Raw genomic sequence first — 1,515 nt, forward strand, 5'->3', positions numbered from 1 at the left:
CTGAGAGCCCTATGTCAAGCGGCCTGTTGTTGGAGGACAGCCAAGCGTCCGTGTAGGTCGGGGTCGTACGGCACGTGGTCGTGCCAGCAGCGCCAAAGGATCCTGGTCCAGCTCTGGGCGAGTATTCGTGCGGCGTGTGGGTGCCGGGCTCCACGTTGACGGGCTCGCTGGTAGGTGTCGCTGGCCCAGGCGTTGGCGCGTGGGGTGTCTTGTGCCCAGTCGACCAGGGCTGCGCGGAGCTGCTTGTTGCAGCCGCGGCGGTAGCTCACGGTGCGGTGCTTGCCAGAGGCCCGGGTCGAGGGAGCGACACCGGCTGCGGCCGCGAGTGCTGGCGCGTCGGGAAACCGGGCGCGGCAGTCGCCGATCTCGGCAAGCAGGGTTGCGGCGCGGATGACACCGGCTCGGGGCAGCGACTGGAAGATCGGTCCGTCGGGGTGGGCCAGGAGCGCTTCGCGGATTCGATGCTCGAGCGCGTCCTGCTGGGTGCGCAGTTCGGTGAGCACGTCGACGAGCGTCGTCACGATCACCTCGGAGGCCTCCGCGGCTGCGCCGATGGTTCGGCCTTGGGCGGCTGTGGTCAGGTGGTCGACGAGTCGCCGCGGGGTGTGTCGACCGCAGTAGCTGTTGGCGGTGAGCCAGTGCGCCATCCTCAGCTCGCCGCCGCCTGCGGTCAGCCAAGCCGCTCGTGCTTCGCTGGGGAAGCGTCGCAGGAACGCCAGGCTGATCGGGATGTCGAGCTGGCTGAACAACCCGACCGCGCCCGGGAAGTTGTGCTGGAGGGTGGCGAGCAGCTGGTTGTGCACGGCGATCCGGTGACCGACGAGGTCCTGCCGGGCACGGACAAGCATCCGCAACGCGAGCGTCTCTTCGCTGTCGGGGCGGACCACCGCCCACCGGCCGGCGTCGGTGCGTAGGGCATCGGCCAGCACGAACGCATCGAACCGGTCGTCCTTGTTGCCCGCGCTGCCATGCCGGGCCCGTAGCGAGGCGACCTGTCGGGCGGAGATCACCACGACCTCGAAGCCGTCGCGCAGCAAGTGCTCGACCACCGGCCCGTCGCCGCGCTCGATCCCGACCCGTGCGACCGACCGCCGGCGCAGCAGGGCCGTGATCGTGGCGAGTCCCGGCCGTGTGTGTGACACGGTCACTTCCTCGACTCGTCGTCCGTGCTCGTCGATGATGCAGAGCGCGTGGTGGCCCCAGGACCAGTCGATCCCGGCATACGTGCTGGTGGGCGTAGCCTCCATGAGAGTGCTCCTTTCCGTCAGCCCACGGAAAACACGCACTCCGGTCCGGGATGTGACGGTCGGTCGCTCACTGAGGCGCTCCGAGGCCGAGAAGCCCGTGGCGCAAAGCCCTATGGCCGATCAGCACGTCCCGGGCCGTCGGGCCCTGCAACTCTCAGTCAGGCCGTCCCCGAAAGCAGCGCGGCTCGCTCAGCCCGGCAGTGACCCGACGACACCGGTAGTGCGACAAGAACTCTGCCCTTGTCACACCCCACGGTCCACCAGTGAG

General features: G+C 69.2%; 1 protein-coding gene. It reads right to left on the reverse strand.

What is annotated here, in order from left to right; translation table 11 throughout:
• Positions 1 to 14: 14 nt before the first annotated feature.
• Complete coding sequence (locus BIV28_RS19545; protein WP_076264201.1) at positions 15 to 1,247, reverse strand: IS110 family RNA-guided transposase; 1,233 nt, start codon at positions 1,245 to 1,247, stop codon at positions 15 to 17.
• Positions 1,248 to 1,515 lie beyond the last annotated feature (268 nt).

It is taken from the genome of Intrasporangium flavum (assembly GCF_001956915.1).
GTDB lineage: Bacteria > Actinomycetota > Actinomycetes > Actinomycetales > Dermatophilaceae > Monashia > Monashia flava.